Genomic DNA, 20,603 nt, shown 5'->3' with positions numbered 1-20,603 from the left:
GGTTAGTTATATGCAGACAGAGAAGAGTTTGATGGTGCGGCTATTTGGGGTCCGCATGTTGCCAATGTGGTTGGCGGTTCTTTTGCTGGCTGGTTGTGACAATTCCTCCGGTCAGGCAAAGGCTGAACGGTCAGCGCCGCCGCCTCCGGAAGTCGGGGTTGTTGAAATGCAGCCGCAGCGTGTGAACCTTTCAATGGAACTGCCGGGCAGGACCGCCGCTTACCGTATCTCGGAAGTGAGGCCGCAAGTCACGGGCATTTTGCAGGAGCGCTTGTTTGAACAAGGCGCCCAGGTCAAAGCAGGTGAGGTCCTCTACCAGATCGACCCCAACCGATACCGTGCTGCCCATCAACGGGCCCAGGCAGAACTGGAGCGCGCACAGGCCGAATTGCGACAGGCTCAGCGGGAGTGGGCACGTACGTCAGACTTGTTTGAGAAGAATGCGGTCAGCAAGCGTCAGCGTGATGAAGCGCTATCGGCCTTGGAGGCAGCCCGGGCGGATGTCTCCCGATCCGAGGCGATGGTCGAAACGGCGGGTATCGAGCTGGCGTATACCGAGGTCAAGGCTCCCATCGCCGGGCGCATTGGCCCGACACTGTACACGGAGGGTGCACTGGTAACCGCCAATCAGCCCCAGGTCCTGGCGCGCGTGGTTCAGCTTGATCCCATGTATGTCGATATTCAGCTACCGGTCGAAAAACTGGCTCGAATTCGGTCGTCTCTGAATGAGGGCGCGGCTTCTAAGCCCGGCCTAAATGAAGCCGAGACTGTTTTGTTGCGCGATGACGGTACTCTCTATCCGCATAAGGGACGCGTTGACGTTGCGGATGTTACCGTCAACCAAAGCACCAGTTCGGTCACTGTGCGGGCGGTTTTCCCCAATCCTGACGAAGACCTTCTGCCTGGAATGTACGTGCGCGTTCGCCTGAGCGAGGGGGTGCGGGAGAACGCCCTTCTGGCGCCGCAGCAGGGCGTGAGCCGTAATCCGCAAGGCGAGGCCACGGCGTTGCTGGTCAACCCGCAGGGAGAAGTTGTTGCCCGCCAGTTAGAGGCAGAGCGGGCCATTGGCGCTTTCTGGCTGGTGGAGAACGGGTTAGAGCCGGGGGATCGCCTTATCGTCTCCGGTCTGCAAAAGGTTCGGCCAGGGGCCAAGGTGAAGCCGGTTGAGGCAGATGTTCCATTACATCCCACCCAAAACCAGCAAGCCAGTGGCAAGGATAGTTCACAGAAAAGCGCCTCCGACGACGAGGGCCCCGCACAATGATTAATTTCTTCATTTCCAGGCCCGTTTTTTCCTGGGTTCTGGCCATTGTCGCCATGTTGGCGGGCATCATGGCGATCTTCGTTTTGCCGGTCCAGCGATACCCGTCGGTGGCGCCGCCGGCGGTGGAGATTCAGGCCGATTATCCTGGCGCCTCGGCGGACACCGTGTCCAATACGGTGGTTCAGGTCATTGAACAAGAGATGACCGGCCTCGACAATTTGCTCTATATGGGGTCAACAGCGGATTCCTCAGGCCACGCTACGGTTACTCTCACCTTTGCGGCGGGCACCGATCCGGACATTGCCCAGGTCCAGGTGCAGAACAAGCTCAAACTGGCGGAACCGCGGCTCCCGGAGGTGGTGCGCCAGCAGGGGATCAGCGTCGAGAAATCCAGCACCAGTTTTCTGATGGTAATGGCATTCGTCTCTACCGACGGTCGCCTCAGCAAGCTGGATATCGCCGATTTTATCAGCTCCGAGTTAGCCGAACCCATTGGACGGGTAACTGGTATCGGCAGCGTGCAGGTTTTCGGCTCTGAATATGCGATGCGGATTTGGCTGGACCCTTCGGCGTTGACCAATTACGGCCTGACCGTCGCCGACGTGAGCGCCGCCATCGAGGCGCAAAACGCCCAGGTCACCGCCGGCCAGCTCGGCGGGCTGCCCGCGGTCGAGGGTCAGCAGCTCAATGCCACGGTCACCGCCCAGACCTTGCTCACCTCAACCGAAGAGTTCCGCAACATCCTGCTCAAGAGTATGCCCGACGGGTCCCGGGTGCGCCTGGGGGATGTTGCCCGCGTTGAGCTGGGCGGCGGTGCAGTCCAGATTGACACTTTCTACGATGGCGAGCCGGCAGCCGGCCTTGGCATCAATCTGGCGCCGGGTGCCAACTCGCTTGCGGTCACAGAGGCTGTTAAAGCGCGGCTCCAGGAGCTCGAGCCGTATTTTCCGGAAGGGGTGGAGATTCGGTATCCCTACCAGACGGCCCCCTTCGTGGAGGCCTCCATCGACGCGGTGGTCACAACCATCATCGAGGCAATCGCCCTGGTGGTCCTGGTCATGCTGGTATTTCTCCAGAGTTGGCGGGCTACCCTGATACCAGCGATCGCAATCCCGGTGGTGCTGCTGGGCACCTTTGCGATCATGGCGGCCTTCGGCTTTTCCATCAACATGCTCACTCTCTTCGGTCTCGTATTGGCGATCGGCCTTCTGGTGGATGACGCCATCGTGGTGGTTGAGAACGTCGAGCGTGTGATGCATGAGGACGGCCTGAGCCCGATGGAGGCGACGCGCAAGTCCATGGGGCAGATAGCCAGCGCGCTGATTGGCATCGGCGTGGTGTTGTCTGCGGTGTTTATCCCGATGGCCTTCTTTCCGGGCTCCACCGGGGCAATCTATCGGCAGTTTTCCCTGAGTATTGCTGGTGCCATGGTGCTTTCGGTGCTGGTGGCTCTGATTCTGAGCCCCATGCTGTGTGGTCGGATCCTCAAGCCCACGCATGAAAGAACCTTGCTGCAAAAACTGTTCGGCTGGTTTGAGGCAGGCCTGGGGCGACTGACCCGGGGCTATGTCCGCCTGGTTGGCCATACGGCGCGCCACGCCTGGCTCTACACACTGGCGTTCCTGGGCATCGTCGGCCTGGTGGCCGTTCTCTTTGTGCGGTTGCCCGGCGGGTTCCTGCCCGCGGAAGACCAGGGGTTCGCCGTGGTGCAGTATCAGTTGCCCGCCGGTGCGACCCAGCAGCGCACAATCGATACGATTCAGGTTATCGAAGATTACTTCATGGACCAGGATGAGGTGCAGGGCCTCTTCACAATCGCTGGTTTCAGCTTCGCTGGCCGGGCGCAGAACGCGGGACTGGCGTTCGTCAATCTCAAGCCATGGAGTGAGCGCGATCCCGAGACGCAAAGCGCCGACGCGATCATTCAGCGGGCGAACCGGGCGCTTGCCGGGCTGGTGCGTGATGGGCGGGCTTTTGCTTTCAATTTGCCACCGATACCGGAATTGGGGCAGGCCCTGGGCTTTGAATTGCGTTTACAGGATCGGGGTGCCATCGGGCATGAAGCGCTCATGGCAGCGCAAGGTCAATTGCTGCAGTTGGCGGCCGAAAGCCCCGTGCTGACGAGTGTGCGCCCCAACGGTTTGGCGGACAATCCCCGCTACAAAGTGGACATTGATTACGAAAAGGCGCAGGCCCTTGGCATAGAGCCGTCCGAGATCAGTCGACTTCTGTCGGTGACCTGGGGCTCGCAATACGTTAACGATTTTCTCCATGAGGGGCGGGTCAAGCGAGTCTATGTTCAGGGTGATGCCCCTTTCCGGATGCTGCCTGAGGATTTTGAGGCGTGGTATCTGCGAGCCGCTAACGGAGAGATGACCCCGTTGAGCGAAGTGACGAACGGACGCTGGGAGTATGGCTCACCGCGCCTTGAGCGTTTCAACGGTGTTCCGTCCCGTCAGATTCAGGGTGAGCCGGCACCGGGCTACAGTACCGGTGAGGCCATGGCGGAGGTCGAACGTTTGATCGCTCAACTCCCGGACGGTGTGGCCGGCGCCTGGAGCGGCCTGTCCTATCAGGAGCGCCAGGCCGGTGCCCAGGCATCCCTGCTTTACGCGCTGTCGGCACTGGTGGTGTTTCTGGCGCTCGCCGCGCTCTACGAAAGTTGGACCATACCCATTTCCGTGATGCTGGCGGTGCCCTTGGGCGTACTCGGGGCGGTACTTGCAGCGATGGTTCGCGGGCTTCCTAACGACGTCTTCTTCCAGGTTGGCATTCTGACCACCGTTGGTGTGACTGCGCGCAACGCTATACTTCTGGTGGAGTTCGCCCGCTCGTTAGAGGATCAGGGAATGAAATTGATCGAGGCAACCAAGGAAGCGGCGCGAGTGCGCTTGAGGCCGATTCTGATGACATCGGTTGCTTTCGGCATGGGTGTGTTGCCGCTTGCTTTCGCCAGTGGTGCCGGTGCAACCACCCGTATTGCGATAGGAACGGCGGTTCTTGGCGGCATGATTTCGGCAACGATACTGGCGACGTTCTTTATTCCACTGTTCTATGTGGTCGTCCGCCGTATCACGGATTTTCTGAGTGGCTCCAGAGACCAGGATGACTCGGCTGCGGCCGCTCCCGGACGGGCAAATGGAGGTGTGGCTGATGACCGTTAAGGTATTGCTGACCACTTTGATGGTGTTGTCACTTGGTGGCTGCTCACTCGCGCCGACTGTTAAGAAGCCCGAGCCGTCGATGCCGGAAAACTGGACGTCCGCACGACTTTCGGCGGACGAGAAACTCCCTCTGGACTGGTGGCGTGGCTATGGCGATCCGGCACTTGTCACGCTTGTTGAGGAGGCACTTGATGCCAACAACGATCTGCAGCTCGCCGCTGCCCGGGTTGCCGAAGCAAGGGCGCTCCTTACCGGACAGCAGGCAGAACGATACCCACTTCTGGAGGTGGAGGGCTCCGCGGTGCGCCAGGGCCCGAGTGAGGAGTCCGTCAACAGTACTGGTGGTCAACCCTTCAATGATATCCAGGTTGGCGGTGTTCTATCGTACGAGCTGGATCTCTGGGGGCGGCTTGCCAATGCCAGCGAAGCAGCCCGGGCACGGCTTCTGGCCAGTGCAGCGAATCGCGAGGCCGTGCGACTGGCCGTGATTGGTGAGGTGGCCAATGGTTACTTCAATTTGCGTGCGCTTGATCGTCAGATCGACATCGCGGAACGCACCGTGTCGTCCCGCCGCGAATCGGTCGCCCTGCAACGGGCCCGGTTTGAAGGAGGCGAGATTAATGAATTGGCCCTGCGGCAGGCAGAATCCGAGCTTGCGGCCGCTGAATCCGAACTTCCGAGGCTTCGCCAACAGCGCTCCCTTCAGCGAAACGCCTTGGCAGTGCTTCTGGGGCGAGATCCACAACGGATTGTACGTAGTGATATTTCCGTAGCGAATACCATTGGTGAGATGGATGTTCCGGCCAGTATCCCTGCAGGCCGACCAGCAGATCTGATGGTTCGGCGACCCGACATTGCCGCAGCCGAACAGGAATTGATCGCGGCCAACGCCGAAATCGGTGTTGCCCGGGCGGCGTTTCTGCCCAGGATTTCATTCGAGGGGCTGCTGGGCCTGCGAAGTGCGTCCGGTGGCGACTTGTTCCAGGGTTCGGCATCCACGTGGCAGTTGGGCGGCTCGTTAGTCGGCCCGTTGCTGGACTTCGGGCGTTCCGAGGCACTAGTCAATCAGGCGGAGGCGCGTCAACGCCAGGCCCTGATTGCGTATCGTCAGGCCATTCAGGTGGCGTTTCGGGAGGTGCTCGACGCGATGGCCGGGGTGCGTGGTACCGAAGATCGCCTGGAAGCGCAGGCCCGGCAGGTAGCAGCACTGCGAAGCACGGCTAAACTTGCGCGATTGCGCTTTGAGGGTGGCGCGTCCAGTTACCTGGAGGTGCTGGACGCTGAACGAAGCCTGTTTACAACCGAACTTGATCTCGTGGAAACGCGGCGCGATCACTTGCAGTCGACGGTTAATTTGTATCGCGCGCTGGGCGGGGGTTGGCAGAATTCATTGCAATCTTCTGATTATGAAAACACTGACTGAATCAGACAGGCGTTTTATTGAGCGCCTCGGTCTTCAGGCTCAATCTGAAGGCTTTTCCCGCATCGCTGGGCAACTTTGGGCGACACTGATCGTGTCGGATGGTCCCGTCAGCTCATCGCAGCTTGTGGATACGTTGCGTGTCAGTAAGGCGAGCGTCAGTACGAATACGTGCTTTCTTGAAAGACTCGGCATTGTTGAGCGTCGAACAATGCCGGGTGAGCGCCAGGACTTCTTCGCGATTCGTCCCCATCCCTACGCTGCCTTGGTGGAAGGGCAGATAAAACGGCTCGAGGCCAGAAAGGAGGTGATCGCCGAAGCCAAGGCAACCATTACCAATGAACAAACGCTTGCCAAGCTGGCTGATCTGGATCAGTTCTACACCCTGTATTATGAGAGCTCCAAAGACCTTCTAAAGCAGCTGAAATCTCAAATCCATGGACATAAAAAATAATAACATCAAAGGTTTAACCTTGGATTTAATCCGGGCCTGAAGGAAACGCGGGCTATGTCAGAGCAACCCTGGCTGGTGTTACTGCGAGGAGGCCTGAATGGTTTTTGCCATCTGGAATGTCTGGTCAGCGGCTCAAAGCAAAGCAGACTAATTAAATTGCCTCTTGCGCACCTATCTACTGATAGGTAAATTAAACGTCGTATGCTTAATGACCAACAGAGGTAACCAATGAAAATTTACGACACTGAAGGCTTTCCCAACCCGCTGCGCGTTCGCATTGCCCTTGCCGAGAAAGGTGCCACCGATAAAGTGGTGTTTGTCCCGGTGGATGTCATGGGTGGTGAACACCGTACCACTGATTTCAGGGCAAAGAACCCCGATGCCACCGTGCCGGTACTGGAGCTTGATGACGGCACCTGCATTGCACAGTGCAACGCCATCACTGAGTACCTTGACGGTGTGTTTGACGGGCCCTCCCTGACGGGCGCCTCGCCTAAAGAGCGTGCGGTTATCGCGATGATGAATATTCGTGCCGAATCCGGTTTGATGAATGCGGTGGGCGCGTATTTCCACCACGCAACCCGGGGACTGGGGCCCGACCTTGAGACATGGCAATGTCCTGACTGGGGTAATAAGCAGAAAGAGGTCGCTCAGTCCACGATGGCCTATCTCAACGAGGTGCTTGCGGAAAACGAGTTTCTTGCTGGTGACCGTTTCACTGTTGCGGATATCACGGCTTATGCCGGACTGGTGTTTGCAGAGTTCGCCAAGGTTGACATTCCCGGTCACCTGGATCATCTCCTGGCCTGGCGTGCCCGGGTCGCGGCCCGTCCGTCGATTACCGGCTGATGCCCGGGCCTTTTGGCTTGGCGGACTGATTAACCGGAGGACAGAGCATGGAAATCAATGCAGATTTCACAAAGCCCGTGGTCATTGATACTGACCAGCTTGAGTGGCGCCCTTCACCCATGAAAGGGGTGGAGCGGCGAATGCTGGATCGTATCGGTGGCGAAGTGGCCCGTGCCACCAGTATTGTGCGGTATGCGCCAGGCAGCCGGTTCTCGGCGCACACTCATGACGGTGGTGAGGAATTCATCGTACTTGACGGTGTGTTTCAGGACGAACATGGGGATTATCCTGCGGGAACCTATGTGCGGAATCCGCCAACCACCTCTCATGTACCAGGCTCTGCCGAGGGCTGTACGATTTTTGTCAAGCTCTGGCAGTTCGACCCGGCGGACCGCACCCAGTTCAGCAAAAACATGGAAGCGGAACTGGGTGCTCCGGTGGAGGGCATTTCCACCTCGCTCCTGCATGAGGACGAGCGTGAAACGGTCACTCACCGCAAGCTTGAGCCCGGTGCTAACTTGACATCAGAGGCGGCCGGCGGGATCGAGGTGTTGGTCCTGGACGGCGATGTCACGGTAAACGATGAAGTGCTGGGCAGGAATGCTTGGCTGCGTCTGCCCGAAGGAGAAGCATTGTCCGCAACGGCCGGAGCCCGTGGGGCGAAAATCTGGATGAAGACAGGGCACCTTCGGTTTGTCAGGACCCCTGAAGTGTAACCAGCAGGAGCCTGAACATTTCTGGGCTGCCAAAGAGCCAAAAAGGGCTTGATCAGGGGAAGGAATCGTAACCTTCCCCTGATCAAGGTGCCATACACGGCAACTGCCTGAGTGAACGACGTTAACCATTGACTAATTATGAACCGTGACACAAGAACCGCCCTGTTAGACTTCGCAGAGCGCACCGCCCGATCAAGAGGGTTTGACGGATTCAGCTATGCGGATCTCGCGAAGGCCATTGGCATCAGAAAGGCTTCCATTCATTATCATTTTCCGACCAAGGCGGACTTGTCGGAGCGTTTGATCGAGCGGTATCACACCAGCCTGAAAGAGCGGCTGGTTGAAATAGAGGCGGCCTGTTCCAGCGCCGGCGAACGCCTGAGTGCTCTCATCGCTGTGTACCGAAGTGCCCTGCATGACGGCCAGACCGTCTGCCTGTGCGTTGCCTTTTCAATCTGTCGCGAAAGCCTGCCCGAGGCGGTTGTCAACCGGGTGGGTAGCGTTCGGGCAATGGTGCTGGACTGGACCAGGGCAACCTTTGAACTGGGCCTGAGGGATGGGTCAATTTCGTCCATTTCTGATCCCTCACAAGAAGCCTGCGCAACCCTGGCCACGCTGGAAGGCGCCCACCTGGCGGCACGCACAGCACAAGACCCAGCTCCATTTGATGCGGCTACACAACTTTTAAGGGCTCGCTGCCAAAGTGCTTCGGAAGGGAACAACACTGGCGCTTGAATGGCAGTGAATGAGACGCGACAGAAAGTCGTGACATTAACCTGTTATCAGGAGGTGCAACATGACCCCTCACAACCTGCCAAGATTTGATCACAATCCGTTACGCTACACAGCACTCGGAAACTCGGGCTTGTTCGTCTCCGAACTCTGCCTGGGAACCATGACCTTCGGCGGTGATGAAGACATCTGGGGCCTGATCGGCCAGTTGCAGCAGGAACAGGCCGACGAACTGGTGAAGATCGCTCTGGAGGCGGGAATCAACTTTATCGATACCGCCAACATCTATGGCTTCGGGGCCAGCGAGCGCATCGTCGGCCAGTCCCTGAAGAACCTCGGCGTTCGCCGGGAAGATGTCGTGCTGGCCACCAAGGTGCTCGGCCCCATGGGCGAGGGCCCCAATGCCCGTGGTGCTTCCCGTGGCCACATCATGAGCGAATGCAAGGCGAGCCTGGCGCGATTGCAGACCGATTACATTGATCTGTACCAGATCCATGGCTTTGATCCGGCCACCCCGATCGAAGAAACCCTGGAGGCACTGAACACCCTGGTGCAACAGGGCCATGTGCGTTATGTGGGCTTGTCTAACTGGGCCGCCTGGCAGGTCATGAAGGCCATCGGTATCACCCGGGCCCGCAACCTGTGCCCGGTAACGTCTCTGCAGGCGTACTACACCCTGGTGGGGCGCGACCTGGAACGGGAGGTGATCCCCATGCTGGCGTCGGAAAAGGTCGGGTTGATGGTGTGGAGCCCGCTGGCCGGCGGTTACCTTTCCGGCAAATACGAGGATCCGGACGTATCCGAGGAGAACCGGCGCACTAAGTTCGACTTCCCTCCGGTTAACCGCGAGCGGGGCAAAGAGGTTATCAAGGTCATGCGTGAGGTGGCTGACGGAAAGCAGATTGACGGCGAACCCGTCACCGTGGCCCAGATCGCTCTTGCGTGGCTACTGCACCAGGAACCTGTATCCAGTGTTATTGTTGGTGCCAAGCGACCAGATCAGTTGAAAGCCAATATCCGGGCCGCACAGATCCGATTGTCTGATGACGAGCGTAAAGCTCTGGACGAGGTGAGTCGTATCCCGGAGGAGTACCCGGGCTGGATGATGGCAATGATGGCCGGGTACCGAAATCCTTCCGAGCCTTAATCCGATAGCGACCCACTGCACACATTTCGCTGCGCCTTGGCTGCGCAGCCAAACAACGGGAAAACTCGTCTATGCTGTCAAAAGTTAAACGTCCGTGGCTACTGGCCACATCGACGACGCTGTTGGTTGTTTCAACCCCGGGCCTGGCAAACTCGGCGTGGGACGCCAGCCTGGGTGCGGGTGTACTCTATACTCCGGACTACCTTGGCAGCGACGATTATGAAACCAGGGTCTGGCCGACGATCAATGTGAGCTATGGTGACCGTTTCTACTTTAACATTCGCGATGGTCTTGGCTGGAACCTGATTCGCCACGGCAACTGGAAGCTGTCGCCCTTTATTGGTTACATTCCGGGGCGCGACAATGACGAGGATCTTGAACGCCTGGACAAGATTGATGGCGGCGCGATCGCCGGCTTGCGCGTTGCTTACAACCACGACGCATGGTCGTACAGCGCAGCCGTCCAATCTCCCTTCACCGGCGATGTCGATGGCTATCAGGTGGTGCTTAAGGCACGATGGCGGAACCAGTTCAGCGATCAATGGTTTGCCTCCCTGGGGCCGAACCTGACCTACAGCAGTGATGACTGGACAGACGATAGGTTTGGTATTTCCGATACGGAAAGTGCCCGCTCCGGCTTGGCCTCTTATAGCCCTGATGGCTATGCCCGGTATGGCCTGACAGGCAGTTTAACCTACTCGTTGTCTGCGCAATGGTCGGTCACCGCGACCGCTGGGGTGTCACAATTAACCGGCGATGCCGAGGATAGCCCGATTGTCAGTGATATCGGGGAGGCTACCCAAGCCTACACCGGTGTTTTTATGAGTTACCGATTCTGAATGTCTTCGGGGACCGGGGCAATTCTTGTCACGGGAATGGGCAAGTAACCCCTGAATCTCCCGGTTCTGGCTTCGTCGGCTATGTAAGGATTACTTCGGAGCTCAAACACCTGGCTCACTTTTCCTTTAACCGAAACCAGAGTGCGTAAAGCGCCGGAACAAACAGTAGGGTGATCAGAGTGCCGACTGCTACGCCCCCTATAAGTACATAAGCGAGCGGCCCCCAGAACAGGTCAAAGGTCAGAGGTACAAACGCCAGAACGGCCGCCAGGGCAGTGAGTACCACGGGGCGAGCGCGTTGGACGGCTGCCTCGACCACGGCTTCCCGAGCAGCCATCCCAGTTGTGAAGTTGTCCTGCACCTGCTGCGTCAGAATCATGGTGTTTCGCATCAGGATACCGCCCAGGCCAATGAGCCCCAACAACGCGGTAAAGCCAAAAGGTTGATTAAACAACAGCAAAGCCAGCACAGCGCCAATGAGTCCCAATGGCGCGGTGGCCAGAACGGTCAAGGTGCCGATAAATGAACGCATCTGAAGCATGATGAAAATCAGCATCAACGCCAACATCACCGGTTGTAAAGTCTGAATGGAGGCGTTGGCTTTGGCGGATTGCTCCACCGTACCGCCAATTTCAATACGATAACCGTCCGGTAACCGTTCACGCAGGCCTGCCATCGTACTCCAGATCTCTTTGGTGACATCCGGTGGCTGGGCGCCTTCCACATCCGCCTGAACGGCCAGGAAGGGGGCGCGGTTGTAACGCTTTATAACCGGTTCCTCATAACGAACCTGCCACTGCCCCAGTTGTTTTACGGAGAGTTTGCGGCCGTCGCGGGTTTTGATTTCAAGATCTTCGGGCATCATGATTTCACCGCGGGCATTACGCGCCACCAGTTGAACGCTCCTTATGCCCTGGCGTAACTCGGTAACGGCCACGCCGCGAAGCTGGAACTGGAGTTGCCGTGCAACCTCTGCCGGGGTCAGGCCCATCCAGCCCAGGTTTTCCGGGTCCAACTCAAGATAGAGCGTGGGCACACGCTCATCCCATTCGAGGTGCGGCATGACGATGTTCGGATGCCCGGTCATGAGAGTCCGAATCTGGTGCGCGATCTCTCTGAGTTGATCGGGTTCCGGACCCAACACTCGAAAACTGACCGGCCAGGCCACCGGCGGGCCGTACAGCAAACGCGTTACACGCACTCTCGCCTCAGGAAACTCACCCGCCGCGATTTTGGCCTCCAGCGTCGAGATGATGTGATCGCGCCCTTCAACGTCCTGCCCGATGGCAATCAACTTGGCAAACGCCGGGTCCGGCTGCTCGGGGTTTGCCGATACGAAGAATCTGGGTGCACCGGCACCGATGTAAGCGGACAGGCTTTTAACCTCCGGCATGTCCATCAATATCGCTTCGAGGCGTCTGACGCTTTGATCCGTGGTGGCAATAGCGCTCCCCTGCGGAGCATAGACACTGATCAGAACCTCGGGGCGATCAGAACTGGGAAAAAACTGCTTCTGTACCTGGGCTGCCATACCGAAAGCACTGAGAGCCAGTAAACCCACTGTGAGAAAAACGACGGTTTTCCGGTACCTTACACACGCTGCAATCACCCCACGCAACCGCTGATAAAAAGCGCTTTGATAAAGGTCCTGGCCAGTATGCCCGATGTAATCGGGCAATAGCTTGACGCCCAGATAAGGCGTAAAGGTGACCGCCACCCCCCAGGAAATCAGCAACGCAAAAGCCAGCACCCAGAAGATGTTACCGGTGTATTCCCCGACACCCGACTGAGCAAAGCCGATGGGGACAAAACCGGCCACTGTTACTAGCGTTCCAGACAGCATGGGCGCGGCTGTGACGCTCCAGGCATGACTGGCTGCCCGTACCCGGTCCCAGCCACTCTCCATCTTCACAATCATCATTTCAATGGCGATGATCGCATCGTCCACTAACAGGCCCAGTGCGATAATCAACGCGCCCAGGGTGATGCGGTCCAGGTTAATGCCCGCTATTTTCATCAATAAAAAGGTCAGCCCGAGAGTAACGGGAATCGCAATGCCCACCACTAAACCCGCACGCAGGCCGATCGCCAGAATACTGACGCCCATTACGACGACCAATGCCACCAGAAACTTGACCTGAAAAAGATCAACGGCCTGAGTGATGGCCTCAGCCTGGTTGGTCAGGGTCTGTATTGACATCCCCAGGGGCAGCCTGGCCTGTTCAGTGCTGACAAACTTACTGAGCCGTTCACCAAACTCCAGGCCATTTTCGCCCGCCTCCATGACGACGCCCAGGAGGATCGCATCCTCACCGCTGGAACGGACGATGTAGTTCAACGGATCTTCATAGCCCAAACGCACCTCGGCCAGATCAGACACGGTGATAACTTGGTCTCCGATACGCAGAGGTACTGAGGCGAGGCGCTCAAGGTCAGACAGGTCAATGTTGCTGCGGACATAAACCCGCGGGCCGGCAAGATCAACAAAGCCCAGAGGCTCAAGGCGATTGTTGGCCTCTATCGCCTGCAACACTTCTTCTGCCGACAAGCCGAGATTGTTGAGCCGGTCCTGATCAAACTCGAGATACACCCGCTCAGGACGCTCGGCCAGGATCTGTGCCTTTTGCAAGCCGGGTAGCCGTTGCAGGCGATCTCGTATCGCTTCTGCCTCGCGGGTCAGTTCACGCATTGGCATTCCCGGTGCTGTGAGGGCCATCAGGGAGAAATACACGTCTGAGAAATCATCGTTAACGATGGGGCCGATGACACCACGGGGGAGATTGGGGCTTTCATCGGACATGCGCTTGCGAACTTGATAGAAGAGATCGGGCATTTTTTCACTAGGCGTATAATCCTGGAACCGGATAAGCATGGTGGCCTGTCCGGGCCGAATGGTGGTTTCAACAGTGTCGAAATACGCCACTTCCTGTATTCGTTTTTCCAGGCGGTCCACCACCTGATTCCGTAGCACCTCAGGGGTTGCTCCTGGCCAAACCACAGAAACCACCATTGCCCGGACAGTGAACGCAGGGTCTTCCGCCCGACCAAGGGATGAGAACGCGTAGAAGCCCGCAACAACGGACATCAAAAGAAAAAAGAGGGTGACCGAACGCTCGCGCACTGCCAGTGCGGAAAGATTAGGCAGGCTCATTGAGCCAGCTCCCGCACCGCCATGCCAGGCGTGAGCAGGTGTGTCCCTAATGCGACGATCGGCGTAGTCGCGTTGATGTTGGCCCGGATCTGCGCATACTCCTCACCCAAATCGATAACCTCGACCGCAAGGGGGGTCACCATGCCGTCGGAGACCAACCAGACCTGCGGCGTTTCTCCTCTCTCATCAAGGGCACCCAGCGGTACACGATGGCTGGCCGTGGTTTGTTTCTGCATCAGCCGGACACTCACCACTGAACCAAGCGTTAAAGACGAAGGGTAGGGCCCCTCCAGGCTGTATCGGGCACGCCAGCTCCGGCTTCTGGCGTCGGCAGCCCCGGCAATCTCTCTCAGATTCACCGCAAGCTGTTCGCCATTGGGTAAAGGAACATAACCTTGCCGGGGCGGGTTGCTGCCCTGAGGTAAAAAGACCTCGACTTCCAGGGATTGATCTTCAGCCAGAACGGCAAGGGTTTGACCGACACCCACAACCTGGCCGGGCTCAACGATGACCTCGGTGATCACGCCTGCATTGGCGGCTTTTAGTTCCGCATATCCCAGAGCATTCTGAGCCTGCTGATTTCGTGCAGAAGCCGTTTCCACCTGGCTGCGTGCTTCACGCTCCGCCAGTTCAAGGCGTTGCAGGGTTTGTTCGCTGACAAACTGACGTCCTACCAGTTCCTGCTGTCGCTGGAGCTCATTAGTGGCAATGGCCAGGGCCGCTTCTGCACGCCTCAGATCTGCGGCGGCCCCCTCCGCGGTTGCGATAAGGTCTCGTGAATCGAGTTTGAACAGTAAGTCGCCTTTTTCCACGCGCTGACCGGGATCGATGAAACGTTGTTGAATCCGGCCGGCGATCTGAAAGGCCTGGGGAACTTCGTGGCGGCCTCGCAGGGTTCCTGAAAACCTCTGAGATGTTGGACCTGCCTCCTTCAATTCCACTGTTTTTACCCAGGGAACAGGGGGGCGGGCCTCTGGAGGCGTTTCCGCGGACTGCTGACAACCTGACAGAATGAGCAGCGAGATAAACAGGGTCAGCAGAAAGCGCATGGCAGATGTCTCGATCGGCAAGATTAAGGTGTGGATATCAGTTCTCGCGGCATCCAGATAAAGCTAGTTGCAGGATAGCATCGCGAACGATGTCCTTCTGCTCCATAGGCAGAAAATGGGTCGTGCCCTCAAGAACCCTGACGTCAGCCGAAGGCAGCAGGGCCTTCAGGCGTTTTTGTGCCTTTGGTGAGAAGGTTGACCCGCGTTCCGCGGCCAGTGCTATAACCGGGCACCGCAACTGACGAATACCGGGCCAGGGGTTGTGTTCGGTATGGGCAAAGGTGGTGCTCTCCCATTCGGGCGCACACGCCAATTGAACTTGGTCACCCTGCGGCACGAAGGCGTGTTGGACGTAGGCGTTCAGCCATGCTTCGGGCCAGGTCTTGAAGCCACCGCGGCCACGATAGTTGTCCAGCGCAGCAGCGTGCGAATCAAATACCCTGCGCCGACGTGCCGCTCCGGCGGCCAGCGACAACCGATGTGACTGACGCAGCAGCTTGGCCAGCCCCAACTTCAGGCCCTGCACCGGATCCATGATCACCGGTTCCGCCAGAATCAGACCCAGCACTTTGTCAGGCCGCCGGGCAGCGGCCATGATGCTGGTGGTGGCACCGATGGAATGGCCGGCAAGCCAGACCGGTTCGTCCAGGCATTCCAGCAGAGCGATCAGGTCGCGATAATAGGTTTCCCAGCCCCGGAATGTCGACAGGTTGGCTGCACCAACGCTGGCCCCGTGTCCTCGCATGTCCCAGGCCAGGACATTGACGTCCGTGGCGAGCTCGTCAAGCAGTGGATGGTACAGGCGGCCATGGAAACCCGTGGCATGGGCCCAGTGCAGTGTGGGTCGCGCTTTGGATTGCGGCCAGCGCCACAGTGCGATATCGGCGCCATCCGTCGCCCGGAATTCGTCGCGTTCAGGTGTGTTGTGCTTAATGTCCATGACGGTCTTCTTGTTGGGCGGCCATTGTCGGGAGCAATAACTGAACCTGACCAGTGGCGATCGGTTTTTTATCATCGCCTTGCCAGCAGGTCACCTGGACCAGGCTGGTGCGCCTGCCTTGCCGAATAATGTCGGCCCTGGCGAACGTCGATCGGGCCTTCGCGGAGCGGAGGTAATTGATGTGGCTGTCGAGAATGCGCGGGCAACGTGTCTCTGCATCCTGGCTTTGCGCAGCCACCCGCGCGGTGAGTTCGATCAGGGCTCCAAGCACGCCGCCATGGAGGGCTGGTAGCATGAAGTTGCCAATCAGCGCTTCACGACACGGCAAATGAACCAATACGCCTACATCACCGCGCTGAACCTCAAGCCCGAGGTGCTGTGCATAGGGAATGCGCTCCAGAAGAGCCTGCCAGTCAGCACATTCTTTCGCACTTTCCGCAGTGCCTGAGATTTGTGGGGCCGAATCGCCAGTCGTGCTCATGCGCTCTCCTTTCCTGGTCCACCTGCATGCAATTGCTGTCCCTGGGTGTTACGCATGAAGGTGGCGTTTGCCGTCGCTAGTAACTCGCGATTTCCCTCGCTAAGGATGTCACAATGAATAAACGCGACATCGTCCGATAAATGACGACAGGTGGCCACCGCTGACAGGGCCCGGTCGCCGATGGCAGGCCGCAAATAATCCATGCGCAGATCCAGAGTGGCAATGGGCATCAACTCCAGGGCACCCGCGAATACCGCCAAGCCTCCGGCGGAGTCTGCCAGCGAGTAAAGTACGCTGGTGCAGATTTCTTTTGTATCCTTATGGGCGAACATCCATGACTGCGGGGTTAGCCGCATACAGACCTGGCCCTGGTCTACCGAGACAACTTGCATGCCCAGATCCCTGCCGTGAGGAACCTGTTCGGTGAACTGCCACGCCGTCGTCACAGCGTCACTGTGCTGAAGTTTGTTCAGATCGTTCATCAGATCCGCCCAGTCTGACATGCATTTCGCGCAGGGGCGGAAGTGTAGAGGACCAGTGGATTGTCATAGGTCATTGCCATGGCGTTCTCTTGTGAGTAGCATTGTTTCCAAAGTTTGGTTGGTCAACCAACCAAAAGTCAACACTTTGTTAATCCAAATGGCACGGCACCGGTGTAATGGCGTGCGATCAGTGAAACGAATCGAATGATGGCTGCTCTGATGATTAATAAACGGGATTGCTCAGGAGATGGTTAAGCCATGGTTGACAGACAGATTACCCCTGCAAGCAAATTAGGCGATCAGGGTAACGTTTTGTCTAACGCCGCCCGGCTCTTTCGAGAGAAAGGTTTTGAAAGGACGTCTCTAAAGGAGATTGCCGAAGCCTGCAATATGCTGCCCGGAAGTCTGTATTATCGTTACAGCAGCAAGGAAGCGCTGCTCGTTGAGCTGATGCGTCGGGGAGTAGACCTGGTTACAACAGAGGTTGAAACCGCGTACGCCAGCTCGGACGATCCCGTGGAACGATTGCGTCTTTGTATCAACGCACATTTGCACGCCCTGCTGGTTGATTCGGATACGGTTTACGTACTTTTGTTTGAGTGGCGTTCACTGAGCGCGGAGGCCCGCGGGGACATCATCGCTTTGCGTGACCAGTATGAATCCCTTTGGGCCGAGATCATCGAAACGATGATTGAGCAAGGCGTGATTCGGAAGGATGTCAATGCTCGCCTGCTTCGCCTAATCGGCCTCGGGGCGCTCAACTGGGTCGCAACCTGGTTTGATCCGAAAGGTGTCTATACACTCGACGGCATTGGTGATTTTGTCTGGAACGTCATCATGGATGGTGTAATCAGGAAAAGTGTACGAACATAGGCACTGGCTCCCCAAGCGTAATTAGCGCCGGTTTATGTTTGTTAATCACGTGTATAGATGGTGTGTGATCTGACGTTTAGCCTGAATTGCTCAGGTGGCTGGCCAAACCAGCGTTTGAAGGCGCGTCTGAAATTGGCACTGTCGTGATAATTCATCAACGCGGCAATGGCCTCGATTGACAGTTCGCTGTCACGCAGGTATAGCGCTGCCTGCTGAGACAGAATCTCGTCACGGATTTTTCGAAAACTGCTGCCTTCATGGTTGAGTTTACGCGCCAGGGTGCGTTTGCTGATGAACAGAGAAGCAGCCGCTTCCTCTTCACTGAGCGTTCCCGGCGGCCGGGACAACATCATCTTCTTCAGCCGGGTCTGGTAGCTTGGCTTATCGGACTGAAGTTGCGCAAGCATGGCTTCACACTGTCGCATGGCCAGATGATAGTTTTCATGATTGGCAGAGGCGTTTGGTTCCCGACACAAGGCCATCGGCAAGCTGAGTTTTAATTGGCTGCAATCAAAGTGAATCTGCCCGGACAAAAAGTCCGAATACGTTGCGTGATACTCGGGTTTCGGATGGGCAAAGCATACTTCAGCCTCGCGCAAAGGGCGGCCAACCATGAACTCGCCGAATTCGAAAAGTGCCTTGACCATCGCATCCGACAGGCAACGCTGTATGTCATCGTCTAATGGCCCCAGGTACTGCAGAATACATTCCAAACGCTCACCGACTTGCTGCAAGTGCAACTGGATGAAGCTCGCGCGCGTGGGCAGGAATGTCCGAATCGCGTGTAGAGCAGTGAGGAGGTCGGGGCTGCTGTAAGCCACGAACCCCATTGCTCCGTGGGTTGCCGGAGTCATTCGTTTACCCAGCCTTAACCCAAATTCTGGCTGGCCGGACAGATCCATTGCATTACGCAGGATCTGTATCTGCTGAGCCACAGTAAGCAGTCCGTCCTCGCTCAAAAATTGCGTCACCCCAAGTCCAGTGCCCCGCAGCAGACGCGGAAGTTGTCTGGCTGTCAGATTCAGCTCACGTGCAACTAGCCGTGAGTAATTCGATGGAATATCCGGACCGGGACTTTGCAACTCCTCCATTTTCTTCCGCGCCGCCATCATTGATACCCCCCTTCCTAAAGTTTCGCCATTTTGTCTTCAAATGACCCCTGCTTGTCAAGAAATGACCTGAAAAATATGCTGGCAGACAGGCAATATCTGTCAATCATCAATGCTGGTAGGAGAACAACATTGGGCAAAGTTACGTTTATCGAACATGATCAAACTGAACATGTCGCAGAATTCAAAGCTGGTTCCTCGGTAATGCAAATCGCTGTTGATAGCGCCATTCCCGGTATCGACGGGGATTGTGGGGGGGAGTGCGCCTGCGGTACCTGCCACGTTATCGTCACGAACGAATGGTTCAGCAAGACAGGCACGCCTGGCAATGAGGAAGAACAAATGCTGTCAATGACACCGGAGCGGGCGAGCACTTCGCGCCTGGGCTGCCAGGTGGTACTGACTGATGAAATGGACGGCATGACCGTGCATTTACCCGAGTTCCAGATGTGAACACAGGAGGACGCATGCCAACACTGCCCAGAACATTTGACGACATTCAGTCCCGACTGATTAACGCCACCTCCAGGGTGGTGCCGATGCAGAGGCAAATTCAGGGACTGAAATTCTTAATGAGCGCCAAGAGGAAGACCTTCGGCCCACGCCGACCGATGCCCGAATTCGTTGAAACACCCATCCCGGACGTTAACACGCTGGCCCTTGAGGACATCGATGTCAGCAATCCGTTTTTATACCGGCAGGGTCAGTGGCGCGCCTATTTCAAACGGTTGCGTGATGAGGCGCCGGTCCATTACCAGAAGAACAGCCCTTTCGGCCCCTTCTGGTCGGTAACTCGGTTTGAAGACATCCTGTTCGTGGATAAGAGTCACGACCTGTTTTCCGCCGAGCCGCAAATCATTCTCGGTGACCCTCCGGAGGGGCTGTCGGTGGAAATGTTCATAGCGATGGATCCGCCGAAACACGATGTGCAGCGCAGCTCGGTGCAGGGAGTAGTGGCACCGAAAAACCTGAAGGAGATGGAGGGGCTGATCCGATCACGCACCGGCGATGTGCTTGACAGCCTGCCTACAGACAAACCCTTTAACTGGGTACCTGCTGTTTCCAAGGAACTCACAGGCCGCATGCTGGCGACGCTTCTGGATTTTCCTTACGAGGAACGCCACAAGCTGGTTGAGTGGTCGGACAGAATGGCAGGTGCAGCATCGGCCACCGGCGGGGAGTTTGCCGATGAAAATGCCATGTTTGACGACGCGGCAGACATGGCCCGGTCTTTCTCCAGGCTTTGGCGGGACAAGGAGGCGCGCCGCGCAGCAGGCGAGGAGCCCGGTTTCGATTTGATCAGCCTGTTGCAGAGCAACAAAGAAACGAAAGACCTGATCAATCGGCCGATGGAGTTTATCGGTAATTTGACGCTGCTCATAGTCGGCGGCAACGATACGACGCGCAACTCGATGAGTGGTGGCCTGGTGGCCATGAACGAATTCCCCAGGGAATTTGAAAAATTGAAGGCAAAACCGGAGTTGATTCCGAACATGGTGTCGGAAATCATCCGCTGGCAAACGCCGCTGGCCTATATGCGCCGAATCGCCAAGCAGGATGTCGAACTGGGCGGCCAGACCATCAAGAAGGGTGATCGAGTTGTCATGTGGTACGCGTCGGGTAACCGGGACGAGCGCAAATTTGACAACCCCGATCAGTTCATCATTGATCGCAAGGACGCACGAAACCACATGTCGTTCGGCTATGGGGTTCACCGTTGCATGGGCAACCGTCTGGCTGAACTGCAACTGCGCATCCTCTGGGAAGAAATACTCAAGCGTTTTGACAACATCGAAGTCGTCGAAGAGCCCGAGCGGGTGCAGTCCAACTTCGTGCGGGGCTATTCCAGGTTGATGGTCAAACTGACACCGAACAGTTAATTAACCGATTGACCAGGATGGCATCCGAACGTGTGGAGAGTCCAATCCCAGGG

Annotated in this window: 18 protein-coding genes; 12 read left to right on the top strand and 6 right to left on the bottom strand. The window is 57.3% G+C overall.

Going from position 1 to position 20,603, the window contains the following annotated elements; genetic code table 11:
- The first annotated feature begins 10 nt into the window (after positions 1-10).
- The 9 genes from ABNF92_RS08035 to ABNF92_RS07995 all read left to right on the top strand — a co-directional run bounded on the left by ABNF92_RS08035 (position 11) and on the right by ABNF92_RS07995 (position 10,585).
- Complete coding sequence (locus tag ABNF92_RS08035) at positions 11-1,264, top strand: efflux RND transporter periplasmic adaptor subunit (protein WP_011784125.1); 1,254 nt, start codon at positions 11-13, stop codon at positions 1,262-1,264.
- On the top strand, positions 1,261-4,428 hold the full coding sequence (locus ABNF92_RS08030) for an efflux RND transporter permease subunit (protein WP_011784126.1): 3,168 nt from the start codon (positions 1,261-1,263) through the stop codon (positions 4,426-4,428). Before ABNF92_RS08035 ends, ABNF92_RS08030 begins: the two co-directional genes overlap by 4 nt.
- A complete protein-coding gene (locus ABNF92_RS08025) occupies positions 4,418-5,851 on the top strand; it encodes an efflux transporter outer membrane subunit (protein WP_011784127.1) in 1,434 nt (477 codons plus the stop codon). Before ABNF92_RS08030 ends, ABNF92_RS08025 begins: the two co-directional genes overlap by 11 nt.
- Positions 5,835-6,302: a MarR family transcriptional regulator gene (locus ABNF92_RS08020; protein ID WP_011784128.1), complete on the top strand. Its 468-nt coding sequence runs from the start codon at positions 5,835-5,837 to the stop codon at positions 6,300-6,302. The genes ABNF92_RS08025 and ABNF92_RS08020 overlap by 17 nt, the downstream gene beginning before the upstream one ends.
- A 228-nt stretch (positions 6,303-6,530) precedes the next feature.
- The gene (locus ABNF92_RS08015; protein WP_011784129.1) at positions 6,531-7,151 is read left to right on the top strand and encodes a glutathione S-transferase; all 621 of its coding nucleotides are present in this window, start codon (positions 6,531-6,533) and stop codon (positions 7,149-7,151) included.
- Positions 7,152-7,198: 47 nt separating this feature from the next.
- The gene (locus ABNF92_RS08010) at positions 7,199-7,867 is read left to right on the top strand and encodes a cupin domain-containing protein (protein ID WP_011784130.1); all 669 of its coding nucleotides are present in this window, start codon (positions 7,199-7,201) and stop codon (positions 7,865-7,867) included.
- Positions 7,868-8,005: 138 nt separating this feature from the next.
- Positions 8,006-8,602, top strand: coding sequence for a TetR/AcrR family transcriptional regulator (locus ABNF92_RS08005; RefSeq protein ID WP_011784131.1), 597 nt, complete (start codon positions 8,006-8,008; stop codon positions 8,600-8,602).
- Between the two features lie 61 nt (positions 8,603-8,663).
- Positions 8,664-9,746 carry an aldo/keto reductase gene (locus tag ABNF92_RS08000; protein WP_011784132.1) on the top strand — a complete coding sequence of 361 codons (1,083 nt, stop codon included), beginning with the start codon at positions 8,664-8,666 and terminating at the stop codon, positions 9,744-9,746.
- Between the two features lie 71 nt (positions 9,747-9,817).
- Positions 9,818-10,585, top strand: coding sequence for a MipA/OmpV family protein (locus ABNF92_RS07995; protein WP_011784133.1), 768 nt, complete (start codon positions 9,818-9,820; stop codon positions 10,583-10,585).
- A 115-nt stretch (positions 10,586-10,700) separates the two neighbouring features.
- On the opposite strand, the gene ABNF92_RS07990 is transcribed toward ABNF92_RS07995, so the two are convergent.
- Genes ABNF92_RS07990 through ABNF92_RS07970 form a run of 5 tightly spaced genes read right to left on the bottom strand, consistent with a single transcriptional unit; the run spans position 10,701 to position 16,688 of the window.
- Positions 10,701-13,736: an efflux RND transporter permease subunit gene (locus ABNF92_RS07990; protein WP_011784134.1), complete on the bottom strand. Its 3,036-nt coding sequence runs from the start codon at positions 13,734-13,736 to the stop codon at positions 10,701-10,703.
- Positions 13,733-14,785, bottom strand: coding sequence for an efflux RND transporter periplasmic adaptor subunit (locus ABNF92_RS07985; protein ID WP_011784135.1), 1,053 nt, complete (start codon positions 14,783-14,785; stop codon positions 13,733-13,735). Before ABNF92_RS07985 ends, ABNF92_RS07990 begins: the two co-directional genes overlap by 4 nt.
- 37 nt (positions 14,786-14,822) lie before the next feature.
- On the bottom strand, positions 14,823-15,725 hold the full coding sequence (locus ABNF92_RS07980) for an alpha/beta hydrolase (protein WP_011784136.1): 903 nt from the start codon (positions 15,723-15,725) through the stop codon (positions 14,823-14,825).
- Positions 15,715-16,206 (bottom strand): PaaI family thioesterase, encoded by a 492-nt coding sequence (locus ABNF92_RS07975; protein WP_011784137.1) that lies wholly within the window; start codon positions 16,204-16,206, stop codon positions 15,715-15,717. The genes ABNF92_RS07980 and ABNF92_RS07975 overlap by 11 nt, the downstream gene beginning before the upstream one ends.
- Positions 16,203-16,688, bottom strand: coding sequence for a PaaI family thioesterase (locus tag ABNF92_RS07970; protein WP_031209883.1), 486 nt, complete (start codon positions 16,686-16,688; stop codon positions 16,203-16,205). Before ABNF92_RS07970 ends, ABNF92_RS07975 begins: the two co-directional genes overlap by 4 nt.
- A gap of 258 nt (positions 16,689-16,946) precedes the next feature.
- Here ABNF92_RS07970 and ABNF92_RS07965 point away from each other — a divergent pair, with 258 nt between their 5' ends.
- Positions 16,947-17,561, top strand: coding sequence for a TetR/AcrR family transcriptional regulator (locus ABNF92_RS07965; protein WP_011784139.1), 615 nt, complete (start codon positions 16,947-16,949; stop codon positions 17,559-17,561).
- Positions 17,562-17,602: 41 nt separating this feature from the next.
- Here the strand turns inward: ABNF92_RS07965 and ABNF92_RS07960 are convergent, their stop codons facing one another.
- Positions 17,603-18,673, bottom strand: a complete 1,071-nt coding sequence (locus ABNF92_RS07960; RefSeq protein ID WP_011784140.1) for an AraC family transcriptional regulator — start codon at positions 18,671-18,673, stop codon at positions 17,603-17,605.
- A gap of 75 nt (positions 18,674-18,748) precedes the next feature.
- Between ABNF92_RS07960 and ABNF92_RS07955 the strand changes: the two genes are divergently transcribed.
- Both ABNF92_RS07955 and ABNF92_RS07950 read left to right on the top strand, forming a co-directional pair.
- Complete coding sequence (locus tag ABNF92_RS07955; RefSeq protein WP_022988825.1) at positions 18,749-19,123, top strand: 2Fe-2S iron-sulfur cluster-binding protein; 375 nt, start codon at positions 18,749-18,751, stop codon at positions 19,121-19,123.
- 14 nt (positions 19,124-19,137) lie between these two features.
- Positions 19,138-20,550, top strand: coding sequence for a cytochrome P450 (locus ABNF92_RS07950; protein ID WP_011784142.1), 1,413 nt, complete (start codon positions 19,138-19,140; stop codon positions 20,548-20,550).
- Positions 20,551-20,603 lie beyond the last annotated feature (53 nt).

Source organism: Marinobacter sp. MMG032, from assembly GCF_040112695.1.
Classification (GTDB): Bacteria; Pseudomonadota; Gammaproteobacteria; order Pseudomonadales; family Oleiphilaceae; genus Marinobacter; species Marinobacter salsuginis.
The sequence above is the reverse complement of the archived record's forward strand: the minus strand, read 5'-3'. Positions and strand labels throughout refer to the sequence as shown.